The following is an 11,812-nucleotide window of genomic DNA, read 5'->3' on the forward strand; positions in this document are numbered from 1 at the left end:
TCCTGTCGACTTTCTTTGTGGTGTTAGACGAGGTCCGCGCGGCAAGTGCCGCGCGGACCGAAGAGTGTGACCTATCGGATCAGCCCCATTTCCTGCGGCAACCAAAGTGTGATCGCCGGAATGAAGGTGATCAGTATCAGCGCCACAAAAAGCGGAACCAGCCACGGCAGGATTGCTATGGTCGTTCGCTCCACCGAGAGCTTCGCAACGCGTGAGAGAACGAAGAGCACCATGCCAAGCGGCGGATGAAGCAGGCCGATCATAAGGTTCAGCGTCATGATGATCCCGAAATGCACCGGATCGATGTGAAACTGCAAGACCAGCGGCAACAGGATCGGCACCAGAATGGTGATAGCGGCAATCGTATCGAGGAAGCAGCCGACAAACAGCATAAGCAGGTTGACCAGCACGAGGAAAATCCACTTGCTGTCCGTTAGCGTCAAAATTGCCGACGACAGCACCTGCGCTGCCTGGCTGACAGTCAGAAGCCATGCGAAGACCGAAGCTGCCGCCACGATAAACAGAACCGATGCCGTGGTTTCGATCGTGTCGAAGGTTGCCTTCGCCAGTGTCTTGAGGGTCATCGTGCGGTAACGAACGAGACCGAGGAAGAGCGACCAGAGAACCGCTGCAACTGCCGCTTCCGTGGGCGTAAACCAGCCCATCGTCATGCCACCGATCAGAATGACAGGCGTCATCAGCGCCATCACGGCGGAGAAATCGAAGTACCAGTCGCAAAAGATCAGCACCACGAGAGCAATCAGAATGGCAAGGTTCAGAGACAGGCCGAACATCGTCATGACATAGATGCTGACCGGCACGAGCATGACGATGAAGACTTCGAAAGACGCGCCGAAGATGGTGCGCAGGCTAAAGGGCGTGTCCGACCCCCACTGTTTGACATAGGCGAAGACAGCAACCGTGATCATCATCAATAGCGTCATGACGACGCCCGGAAGGATGCCCGCCATGAACAGCGCGCCGATCGAGACGTTGGCCATCATGCCATAGATGACAAAAGGCAGGGACGGCGGAAAGATAGGACCAAGCGTTGCCGAAGCGGCGGTGACCCCGACCGCAGCTTCTACCGGGTAGCCGTGATCCTTCATGGCCTTGATTTCGATTGTGCCGATGCCGGCTGCGTCTGCCAGGGCTGTGCCGGACATGCCGGAGAAGATCACCGAGCCAATGATGTTGACCTGAGCGAGACCACCCTTCATCCAGCCGACAAGCGCCACGGCAAAGGAATAGATGCGGCCCGTAACACCAGCCGAGTTCATCAGGTTGCCAGCCAGAATGAAGAAGGGCACCGCAAGAAGCGGAAAGCTTTCGACGCCCGCGATCATGCGTTGGGCTGCGATGATATCCGGCGCGACATTGTAAGAGACAATATAGAGCAGTGACGACACTGCCATGGAGATGGCGACAGGAAGGCCGACGACCATCAAAACGAGGAAAGAACCGATCAGCAGCAGCATCTCAAATCTCCTCGCTCGTCTGGAATTCTTCCGGCCGCTCCAGAACGGAGTAGCCGCGACGCTGATTGGCCACGAAAACCTGGACCGAGCGCACGAACATCAGCACGAATGCGCCGAAGACGGTGTAGAAGACAATGTTGCGCGGCAGCGCCACCGTGACCATTTCCTCGTCCGCTACGATCTCCAGATAACGCCACATCAGCCAAGAGCCGTAGGCGAAAAAACCGATGCGGATGACATCGACGAGGATCGCCATGATGCGCGTCAGATTTGGCGGCAGGTAGTGATAAAGCACGTCGACCTGGATGTGGCGCGACATGCGAACGCACATGACCGAGCCGAGGAAGACGACGCCGATCAGGCAGTTGACGGCGATTTCTTCCGTCCACGCATAGCTGTCGTTGAGAACATAGCGCGTGAAGAACTGGAGGAACACGCAACCCGTCATCATCCAGAAAAGGGCGAGCGTCAGCCAGTCTTCAAAGGCGTAAACGGAAAGGTCGGCATCCGGCGGGGCCTCGTCGAACGTATGGGCAAGTTCCTCGGGCGTGACCTGAGTATGAATTTCCTGCGTCATTGAAATGATCCGGTTGGAGCATCGGCGCAAGCAGCAGGTTCAAGATGCGCTCATCTGCCGGTGCTGAAAACGAGAAGGATGGCGCGGAGCAAGCCCCGCGCCATGCGCGATTTACTGGATGGCGCGGATCGCTTCCCAATCGGCCTTGTTGTATCCGAAGTCTTCGAACTTCACCTTGTCGAGCACGTTCTTTTCGAAGTCGGCCTTGTCGACTTCCGTCACGGTCAAGCCACGCTTCTTGAAGTCGTCAACAAGCGCCACTTCCCTTTCCTCGATGATTTTCGTCGTCTTGGTGGCGGCTTCCTGCATCACGTCGACGAAGATTTTCTTGTCTTCGTCAGAGAGACTTGCCCAGCGCGACTTGGAGATGACCGTGTTGAGGTGGTCAACAATGTGGCCGGTCAGAACGATGTTCTTCTGCACTTCAAAGAACTTCTTCGCCTCGATGGTCGTCAGCGGGTTTTCCTGCGCATCGACGGTGCCGTTCTGCAGCGCGAGGTAGACCTCGGCGAAAGCAATTGGCGTGGTGTTGGCGCCGCATGCGCGTGGCATGGCGAGATAGGCAGGCACGTCGGGAACGCGCATCTTAACCCCGTTCAGGTCGCTGCACTTTTCAATCGGCTTATTGGAGGTCGTGTGACGCGTTCCGTAATAGCTGACCGCCGCAATAACGTTGCCAGTCTTGTCCTCATAGCCCTTGGCCAGGCGCTTGAAGACGTCGCTCTTGGTGTATGCGATCAGGTGTTCTGGATTGCGAAAAATGTAAGGGAAATAGGTGACGCCGATCGGCTTGGAATCGCGTGCGGCAAAGCTTGAGCCGGAAATGATGATATCGACGGTGCCGAGTTTCAGGCCCTGGTTGATGTCGGCCTCTTTGCCGAGCTGCGAGGCTGGGAATACGTCGATCTTGTATCGACCTTCGGTGCGCTTTTCGATTTCCTTGGCAGCCCAGACAGATTCAGTGTGGAATGGCTCCGTCGTTTCATAGACGTGGGCCCATTTCAGCACGGTCTGCGCCTGCGCAGATAGTGCGGAAGCCATGATGATCGCTGTGGCACCCAGCAAGGTTTTCAATCTGAACGTCATTTCTTGTCTCCTCCCGAAACAGTGTCAGATGTTTCATTCTCTACCGCGCGGATAAACCAAGCGGCATCGTCCCTCCCTCAAGCCTCCTCTCCGAAGCTTTGAGAAAATCTCTTTTGCGATTGGCTGAGATGGCGCTGCATTGCAGCCTTGGCAGCGTCCGGATCATTGGCTGCAATCGCATCGCGGATCACGACATGCTCTTCAAGCGCCAGGCGCCATGTGCGCGGTCCCTCGAAATGGCTGGCAAGACGCTCAAAATAGGGCGTCATCCTTCGATCGAAAATGTGGCCGGTGAAGCGATGCAGTGTTCCATTCCCGATTATGTCGGCAATAGCGAGATGAAATGCCCGGTCATTGACCAGCATCTTTACGGCATCGCCAATGGCGTCTTCCATGCGCCGCAGATTGTCGTCGAGAAGCGCGACGTGCGATGGCGTCGCCTGCCTCGCCGCCTCTTCGGCGATAGCGCCTTCGATGATGCTGCGTGCCTGAAGGATCTCGAAAGGACCATCGCCTTCATCCGCGGGGAGAGCTGAAGTCGATTTCGGGCGCTGGCTGACATAGACCCCGGAGCCCATTCTGATCTGAATATAGCCCTCCACCTCGAGAACGATCAGCGCCTCTCGAACGGTGGGTCGCGAAACGGAAAAGCGTTCGGCGAGATCGCGCTCTGCCGGAAGCTTGGCGCCCTCGGAAATTTCACCCGTCTCGATCAATGTCCTGATCTGATCTGCCACCTGCCTGTAGAGGCGACGCGGCTCCAGCGCCACAAACATGCTGTCTCCTCCACCAAGGATCAATATTGGTCAAGTGGTCTTACCAATCATCTTCATTAAGGTGGAACCATTACAAAAGTCAACAGGCAAAGCTTTGCCCGAAGCCGTCCGAACATGGCGCCTTAGGCAAAGGACCACTCGACACCGAAGCGATTGGACAACTCAGCGAAGGACTTGCGGGTCGCAGGATCGAGAGCAACGCCATCGCGCACTCTTTGTGCTGCCACCTGCCATTCGCGATCTCCCGGCGCCATCACACGCGCACCAGCGCGGGCAGCCGATCCCCGCAACGTATCGACGTAACGCCTCATCGCATCATCAAAGTTGGCGCGCTCCAGAAATGCCTCGGGCTTCAGCGCCAGAACGAAAGCTCCCATGCCGCGCGGCGTGGAGAAATCCGGTCCTCCCATGGACGCGATATCGAAACTCAGTTTCATGCCGGTCAAAACAGCACTGAATATTTCCGCGACGCCGGCAAGCGCTGCTCCTTTGAATCCGAACTCGCCGCCGAGCGGCGCAAGCATCGCCGCCGCATCGGCATCGCTGGTATCGAGACCCTTTTCGTCCGATGCTGTCGCATGCGGCAAAGGCTGGCCGAGGCTTCGGTACAGGAGCACGCGATTATAGGGGATGGAACTCGTTGCCATGTCGAGCAGCCAGGGATCAGATCCACCAGACGGAACCCCCACTGCTATTGGATTGGTGCCGTGGAAGCGCTGGGCGCCATCGTGCAGGCGAACGAAGCTATCGGAATTGCAGAACGTTATTCCGATAAACCCTTGCCGCGCCGCCTCTAACGAATAGGCTCCAGCTGGACCGAAGTGCGAGGTATTGCGAATGGCCACAGCGCCAATCCCGAACCTCGACGCCAGCTCGATAGCGCGGTTCATCGCAGTGTATGCGGCTAGCGCACCGTGCGCGTCGTCCGCATCCAGCGTCTCCACCGCACCAAAACTCGTCGCCGTCTTCAACTGCGGAGCGCGGTTGATGCGTCCTCCCTGAAGAGCCGTAACATAATGATCAAGCAGACGGACGCCATGGCTGTCCACGCCGTATCGCGTACCGTGCATCATGGCGCGGGTAGCGGCATCCGCAGTTGCCACATCGGCGCCACAGGCGCCAAAGACGGCCCGACAAAACTGGTCGAGCAGTGTCAAAGGAACATGAGCCTGCGCCTCATCCTGCAGCATTGCGGTTCCCTTTCTAAAAATGTCTTATGCATACACTAGACATCAAATAAGAGACATGCAATCCCTGTGACGGCAAAATCCTGACTGTCGATCAGGACAAGCTAAGGGATGGCATTAATCAAATGAAACGTGTGACGACCGGCATTGCGCCCCGCCTTTACCGGCGGGCCTGCGAGATTATGGCAGCCGATATTGCCAACGGCGTCATATCGCACGGCTCCCGCTTGACGGAAACCATGGTCGCCAATCGCTTTGGTATTAGCCGCGCTCCCGCACGCCAGGCGCTTGCAGAACTTGAGCGACTGCATCTTGTGCGAAAATCGGAGAGCCGCGGCTATGATGTCGTGGCAAAAAGCCGAGTCTCAGTCGCAATGGGGGCAACGGATGGTGATTCCCCAATTCTTGCCGATACGACGCGCATTCAGGCGCGATCCAGCTGGGAACTCATCTACGATAATATCGAAATTGAAATCGTGTCGCGCACATCGCTTGCCGACTGGCGGATCAACGAGGCGGTTCTGGCTAAACATTATGGCGTCAGCCGGACGGTGGCACGCGATGTGGTCGCTCGCCTGCAAGAACGCGGCATCGTCCGCAAGGATGACAGTGGGCGATGGTATGCCCCGGCACTGACCGCAAAACATATCGGCGAGCTTTATGAGCTGCGCTGGCTTCTCGAACCGATCGCATTGGAAAAGGCAGCGGCAAATCTCCCCAACGGGCTGTTGCTTTCACTGCGCAAGAACGTCGCGGACACTATCCAGTCGGCGGACAAGATCGATGGCGAAACGCTGGACGCGCTGGAACAGCAACTCCATGTCGAGCTTCTGGGCTACTGTGGAAATACGTCGCTGATGCGCGCGATCAGTCTGCCGCAGGCGCTGCTTGTCGCACATCATTTCCTCTATCACTGGACAATGGGGCTATTCGATAGCGAACCTTTCTTGCCCGAACACCTGGCGATTTTCGATAGCCTTCTGGCAGGCGATATCGACGGTGCGAAATCCGGGCTGGTGCGCCATCTGCAAATTTCCAGAAGCCGCGCGATGATGCGCATCAAGGCTGTCGCTGAAGTCATATCACCCGACGAATTGCCGTATCTCGAAAAGCTGGAGAGCGATTGAGGGCAGGGCATTTCGACAAAACACATACTACCCGATAACCGGAGGAGGGTTATCCATCATGAAAATAGCATCTGTCCACCCGTTCATTCTGCACCTGCCACTCACCTCAGATTCCATTTCGGACTCGACCCATTCCATCACCCACTGGGGCGTCGTTGGCGCCAAGATCGTGACAACGGACGGACTGGAAGGCTACGGCTTCACAGGCACGCATGCCCACCTCGCATCGGATCGACTGATCACATCTTGCATTCGTGATTGCTACGCGCCGCTGCTGATCGGCGAGGATGCCAACGACCATTCAAGGCTGTGGACCAAACTTGCACGTTATCCGTCTCTTCAATGGGTCGGTCGCGCCGGGATCACCCATCTGGCGCTCGCCGCCGTCGATGTCGCACTCTGGGATTTGAAGGCGAAGAAGGCAGGTGTACCGCTCTGGAGCTATCTCGGTGGCGCGCGCACCGACAAGCTCGAAGCCTATAATACCGACATTGGATGGCTGTCTTTCTCCAAGGACGCTCTTCTGGAAGGATCTACACGAGCTGTGGAGCAGGATGGATTTACCCGGCTAAAGATCAAGGTTGGCCACGACGATCCGAATGTGGATATCGAAAGGCTGACGGCAGTTCGCGCGCGTCTGGGCGGTTCGGTGAGAATTGCCATTGATGGAAACGGCAAATGGGATCTGCCTACATGCCAGCGCTTCTGTGCTCTCGCCCGTGATCTTGACATATACTGGTTTGAAGAACCGCTCTGGTATGACGATGTCGGCAGTCATGCCACACTTGCTCGTAACACCGCAATTCCGATCGCACTCGGTGAACAGCTTTACACCGTCGATGCCTTCCGTTCCTTCATAGCGGCAGGTGCGGTTGCCTATGTTCAGCCCGACGTAACCCGCCTCGGCGGCATTACCGAATATATTCAGGTGGCTGATCTGGCACTTGCCTACCGACTGCCGGTGGTGCCGCATGCCGGCGAAATGAGCCAAGTGCATGTTCACTTGAGCTACTGGCATCCCGCCTCGACGATCCTCGAATATATCCCATGGATCAAGGACCATTTTGAGGAGCCGGCAGATGTTCAGGGCGGAATCTACAATCTGCCGCAGCGCCCCGGTGCGGGTACGACCGTGCTGGAAGAAAGCTTCGCCCGCTTTGGCAAAAGCATAGGGTGAGCCGCGTTGCGCGGGATCAGAGCGAGCGATACCCGCGCTTGAAGTAGATCAACGCCTCTTCGCCGTCACCAATGGCAGTATCGACGACATCGCAAATGATGATGTCGTGCGTGCTGCCATCGTGGATGGCGCGGACGCGACAATCGAAGGACGCAAGCGCGCCCTTCAGAACCGGCGCGCCGGTTTGAAGAAAAGTCCACTCACCGCCTGCAAATCGTTGTTCGCTCGGGGTCTTGCCGCCGAAGAGACGGCTCAAATGTTCCTGATCGGCAGAAAGCGTGTTGACGCAGACCACGGCATTTTCAAACAACATCCTGTGAGCGGACGAGCTGCGATTGATGCAGACAAGGAGGGTCGGGGGATTGTCGGAGACGCTGCAGACAGCGGTGGCGGAAAAACCCGCCCTGCCCGCAGGCCCATCCGTCGTGACGATATTGACTGCGCCGGCAAGCTGCGCCATCGCGTCTCTGTAGTCCAGGCTGCGCTCTTCCGCAGTCTTAATCCCCATTGCGGCTTCCTTCTCACCATCTGACATAAGCATCTCAAGCGACTGTTCCAAAAAAGTCGTCAGATACCGGACGTCTGTTCCGCTCCACATTAACGTCTCGAGGCCGCAAGGGAATCGAAAATTCTCCCCGCAGCGAATAAATGCGGACCGGCCTCAATTCGCTATCCCCCAGAGCGCCTTACGTCGTCTTGTTGGATGCACAAACAAAGCCTTACCTTCTTGAAGACGCGCATCGTGATTATTGCGAAATTTCAAGCCTGATTTTTGCACCGCTATTGGTGACGGAAAAAAGCCCCGGACGACGTCCGGAGCCTTTCATCAGCGATGCTGATCGCGCAGTTTCAGAACTCTTCCCAGCTGTTTGCCTTCAGCGCCGCGTTCCCGTTGAAGGAAGACGCAACGCGATTGACGAGGCTACGGACTGGAGAACGCTGAGTTGCCGCAGATGGAACGACGGTACGTGCCGAGGCCGCGGTTTGAGCGCTGCGCTGCGAACCCGTTTCGAACGCGCCCACGAGGGAAAACAGCGAATCCGCCTCTCTGGCGAGCGAGTGGCTGGCTGCCGTCGACTCTTCCACCATGGCAGCGTTCTGCTGCGTGCCCTGGTCCATTTGGGAAACCGCGTTATTGATTTCCTTGATACCGGTGGACTGCTCACGCGATGCCTCAACGATTGACAGCACGTTGACGCTGATGTCCTTCACCTGCGCGACGATGTGGGTGAGAGCCTCACCCGTCTCACCGACCAGACCAACACCGTTTTTGACATGATCGCCTGATTTGGCAATCAGTACCTTGATGTCCTTTGCAGCACTGGCCGATCGTTGGGCAAGCTCGCGCACTTCCTGGGCGACGACAGCGAACCCCTTACCGGCCTCGCCGGCCCGTGCGGCTTCGACGCCAGCATTGAGTGCTAGCAGATTGGTCTGAAACGCAATCTCGTCGATGACTCCGATGATATTGGAAATCTCTCTTGAAGACGCTTCGATCTCGTTCATGGCGCCGATGGCCTTTGTCACGACAACGCCTGAGCGTTCTGCGTTTTCACGCGTTTCGCTCACAAGGCGGCCGGCTTCCTCTGCCCGGCGCGTCGTATCCGCCACCGTGGTCGTGATCTGCTCCAGCGCCGCGGCGGTTTCTTCGACCGACGCTGCCTGCTGTTCTGTGCGTCGTGCCAAATCGTCGGCAGATGCTCTGATCTGGTTGGAACCCGCCGCGATCCCTTGCGCGTTTCCGCTGACCTTTATGATCGTATCCTCAAGCCGCTCTATAGCACCATTGAAGTCCACGCGGATCTTGTCGAGACGGTCGGCGAAGCTGTCTTGGATGCGGTAGTTCAGCTTGCCATTTGCAAGAGCGCCGAGACCCGCACCGAGCGTATCGACCACGTGCTGCACTTCCGCTGCGTCCTGGGCCTGCCGCGCTTCGCGCTCCAGCCGTTCACGTTCTGTGAGCGATCGGTTGGCCTCGGCTTCGGCCTCGAGCTTGAGACGCTCCTGGGCGTTGGTTTTGAAGACTGCAACGGAGCGAACCATTTCGCCGATCTCGCTGCGGTCCGGTTCAACATCCAATGCCGCATCGGCGCGACCTGCTGCGAGTTCACGCATGGTGCCAACCACGCTGCCGATAGGGCCCGTGATCGAGCGGGTAATGATTGCGGCAAGAACAGCCACGACGGCAAGGACACCTAAGGATGTTAGAATTGATACAGTAAGGCCACGTTGTTCAGACGTCGCAACGCCAGTGGCATAGTCACTCAGTTCCGCACCGACTTTGTCTTCGACCGTCTTGAGAACGTTGATGCGGTCCGTGGTCGCTTTGTACCAAGCCTCTCCGCTGATGCCACTCAACTGGCCACCAAACGGCGCCTGGAGAAGGACAGAGCGCTGCGTATCGACAAGCTTGGCGGCATCGCTGCCAAGTGCAGCCTCCAGCGCTGATTTTTCAGCAGCACCCGCATAGGAATCGAAGATCGAGAAATAGACGCCCTGCATGGCACCGAGGCGAACGAATTTCTGATAGCTTTCAGGATTGATGCTTCCGGTGGTAAAGGCCGCGGTTCCGACGGTTCGTTCCTGGCCCGCCCGTTCCTTCCCTTGCAGGAGGGCAGAATAAGCGATGATCCGATTGGAAATGCGGCTGTCCGACGTCAGAGAACTCATCGATTCGATGAGCTTGATCTGGCTGCCGATCGTATCGGCGAAATAAGCACCGATATCGGCAACAGATGCCTTTAGCGAGGTAATGTCCTGCCGCATGGCGTCAAGCTTGTCGAGCTTTGCTTGCGCGGTAATGGCGAGCTGCATGAAAGCAGGAGAGCCGGCGGCTTCTTCAGTCGTCAGATTAAGCTTTCGAAATCTCGCAATCGCGGCATCGGTGACGAGGCGCTGTTTTTCGAGAAGAGGTCCGAACTCGCCCTGCCCCTTCGCACCCACAAAGCCGGCAGAGGCACCGCGCTCCTTCTGAATTTCGTGGACCATACTACCGATCAGAGGTGCCATGGCTGAGATCTCAGAGACGGAACTGGCTTGAGAGGCAACGTCTAGCCTTCGGAAATTATCTTGGACCACAGCGCCTAGGAGGGCGATTGTTGGGATAGCGGCAACCACGACGATGCGGGTGCTGATTTTCAAGTTCCTGAAAAAATTCACTTTTGCCTCGATTCATCTGAAGACTCTTCGACGGCGCTTGAACGCCTGCGACGACTTTTGTCATGGATGAAGGTAATAGGATAAAATAATTTATTATGAGTTTAATTGCCTAAATGATGATCAGGTGTAACAGCAGTTGATCACATTTTTCATGGCTTAACCAACAGGTAAGGATTGAAGGTGTCTTCCCCTGCGGAGATACTGGGGAAGACGATCCATCGCGAGGCTGCACTGGCCTTAGTCCATCTGGACGTTGGCTTCCTTCACCACCGGACCCCATTTGGCAATCTCTTCTGAAACGTGGGTCTTCAGCTCCTCCGGTGACGAACCCACGATCTTGGCGCTGAAATCCGCCATGCGCTTTGCCACATCCGGATCGGACAGTGCCGTTTTGGCAGCCTCATTCAGCTTGGCGATTGCATCAGGCGGCGTCCCCGCCGGTGCGAAAAGCGCGTTCCAACTGTAGGTTTCGTAACCCGGCACGGTTTCGGCAATTGTCGGCACGTCTGGGAAGGAGGAAGCTCGCTCCGCCGTCGTCACACCCAGAGCCTTCAAAGTTCCAGATTTGATATGGGCGGAAGAGGACGGTAAATTGTCGAACATGATCGAGATCTGGTTACCGAGAAGGTCATTCAAGGCCGGACCGGAACCCTTGTAAGGCACGTGCTGCATCTCAACACCGGCCATGCTCTTGAACAGTTCGCCGGAAAGGTGAAGCGGCGTGCCGTTGCCGGAAGAGGCATAAGCGTGTTTATCTGGTTCCTTTTTCAGAAGCGCGATCAGTTCGGCCACGTTGTTGACGGGCAGCTGCGGATTGACCACGAGCACGTTAGGCACGACAACCAGAAGAGAAATCGGCGCGAAATCTTTTTCAGGATCATATGGCTTTGTCTTGAGGATCAACGGGTTGAGCGCATGTGTCGCAACCGTGCCCATCAGGATCGTATAGCCATCCGGCTCGGCACGTGCGACGCGGTCGGCACCGAGATTTCCACCTGCCCCGCCGACATTTTCCACGACGATCTGCTGACCAAGAGCATCGCCCATTTTCTGCGCAATCACACGTGCAACGACATCGGTCGAGCCGCCTGCCGCAAAAGGCACGACGAGCGTGATCGCGCGCTCAGGAAAGCCTTCAGCATAAACAGCCGTGTTAAACGTCAACAAAGCTGCCGCAGATGCAGCAAGCATCAAAGCTGCACGCCGTTTCAAAAATCCAATTGCCATAAAATCTCCTCCACACGG

At 56.8% G+C, this 11,812-nt stretch carries 10 protein-coding genes; 2 read left to right on the plus strand and 8 right to left on the minus strand.

Annotation, left to right across the window (positions count from 1 at the left end):
* Positions 1-71: 71 nt before the first annotated feature.
* From ACQZ5M_RS11310 to ACQZ5M_RS11330, 5 genes are all read right to left on the minus strand, one after another.
* On the minus strand, positions 72-1,478 hold the full coding sequence (locus tag ACQZ5M_RS11310; protein ID WP_296099802.1) for a TRAP transporter large permease: 1,407 nt from the start codon (positions 1,476-1,478) through the stop codon (positions 72-74).
* A 1-nt stretch (position 1,479) separates the two neighbouring features.
* Entirely contained in the window at positions 1,480-2,055 is a 576-nt protein-coding gene (locus ACQZ5M_RS11315; protein ID WP_449079778.1) for a TRAP transporter small permease, read from the minus strand.
* Positions 2,056-2,166: 111 nt separating this feature from the next.
* Entirely contained in the window at positions 2,167-3,141 is a 975-nt protein-coding gene (locus ACQZ5M_RS11320; protein ID WP_296015357.1) for a sialic acid TRAP transporter substrate-binding protein SiaP, read from the minus strand.
* A gap of 77 nt (positions 3,142-3,218) precedes the next feature.
* On the minus strand, positions 3,219-3,917 hold the full coding sequence (locus ACQZ5M_RS11325) for a FadR/GntR family transcriptional regulator (protein ID WP_449079779.1): 699 nt from the start codon (positions 3,915-3,917) through the stop codon (positions 3,219-3,221).
* Positions 3,918-4,039: 122 nt separating this feature from the next.
* On the minus strand, positions 4,040-5,107 hold the full coding sequence (locus ACQZ5M_RS11330; protein WP_449079780.1) for an Ldh family oxidoreductase: 1,068 nt from the start codon (positions 5,105-5,107) through the stop codon (positions 4,040-4,042).
* 122 nt (positions 5,108-5,229) lie between these two features.
* Here ACQZ5M_RS11330 and ACQZ5M_RS11335 point away from each other — a divergent pair, with 122 nt between their 5' ends.
* Positions 5,230-6,231, plus strand: coding sequence for a GntR family transcriptional regulator (locus ACQZ5M_RS11335; protein ID WP_449079781.1), 1,002 nt, complete (start codon positions 5,230-5,232; stop codon positions 6,229-6,231).
* Positions 6,232-6,289: 58 nt separating this feature from the next.
* Complete coding sequence (locus ACQZ5M_RS11340; RefSeq protein ID WP_449079782.1) at positions 6,290-7,408, plus strand: mandelate racemase/muconate lactonizing enzyme family protein; 1,119 nt, start codon at positions 6,290-6,292, stop codon at positions 7,406-7,408.
* A 16-nt stretch (positions 7,409-7,424) separates the two neighbouring features.
* Here ACQZ5M_RS11340 and ACQZ5M_RS11345 read toward each other — a convergent pair whose 3' ends face one another.
* From ACQZ5M_RS11345 to ACQZ5M_RS11355, 3 genes are all read right to left on the minus strand, one after another.
* Positions 7,425-7,949: a flavin reductase gene (locus ACQZ5M_RS11345; RefSeq protein WP_449079783.1), complete on the minus strand. Its 525-nt coding sequence runs from the start codon at positions 7,947-7,949 to the stop codon at positions 7,425-7,427.
* Positions 7,950-8,257: 308 nt separating this feature from the next.
* Positions 8,258-10,417 (minus strand): methyl-accepting chemotaxis protein, encoded by a 2,160-nt coding sequence (locus tag ACQZ5M_RS11350; RefSeq protein ID WP_449079784.1) that lies wholly within the window; start codon positions 10,415-10,417, stop codon positions 8,258-8,260.
* 387 nt (positions 10,418-10,804) lie between these two features.
* The gene (locus ACQZ5M_RS11355; protein WP_449079785.1) at positions 10,805-11,794 is read right to left on the minus strand and encodes a Bug family tripartite tricarboxylate transporter substrate binding protein; all 990 of its coding nucleotides are present in this window, start codon (positions 11,792-11,794) and stop codon (positions 10,805-10,807) included.
* Between the last annotated feature and the right edge of the window lie 18 nt (positions 11,795-11,812).

The sequence above is a fragment of the Rhizobium sp. 22-785-1 genome, assembly GCF_053521965.1.